The sequence below is a fragment of the Brevibacterium sp. SIMBA_078 genome, assembly GCF_046534565.1.
Taxonomy (GTDB): domain Bacteria; phylum Actinomycetota; class Actinomycetes; order Actinomycetales; family Brevibacteriaceae; genus Brevibacterium.
Map to the genome: position 1 here is coordinate 1 of NZ_JAWRYQ010000058.1, position 370 is coordinate 370.

At 31.4% G+C, this 370-nt stretch carries 1 protein-coding gene; it reads left to right on the forward strand.

The features are described 5' to 3' along the window. Positions 1–18 precede the first annotated feature (18 nt). Positions 19–370 (forward strand): hypothetical protein (locus SB749_RS18850; protein ID WP_410711646.1); only part of this gene is annotated, 352 nt, incomplete at its 3' end.

A 370-nucleotide genomic window follows, 5' to 3' on the forward strand; every position in this document is an offset into this window, starting at 1 on the left:
CTGCAAAGAGCTACCACATTGAAGCAGTATTCAGAAAAGCCTACAAGTAGTCTGTTTTTTGATGATACGAATATAGATTTTAAACTACTAAAAGATTTGAAAAATGCAATAGATAAAGAAAACTTAGAACTAGATCAATTATCGATGACTATAGTAAGCTGGGTAACTAACCTAAGTGGTTTTCAAGAGTCAGAAGGGTTTAGTTCATTTGATTTAGTGAGTCATCTAGGCGAAAGCTTAGAACTGAATATGGATATGGAAAAAATAAAAAAATTACAAAAGACGATGATACCTTTCATCAAAAAGATAAAAGATGATGCTGATATAAGCTCATTTAATATACCTCTACTAATCTATAGTGGTCCTGATG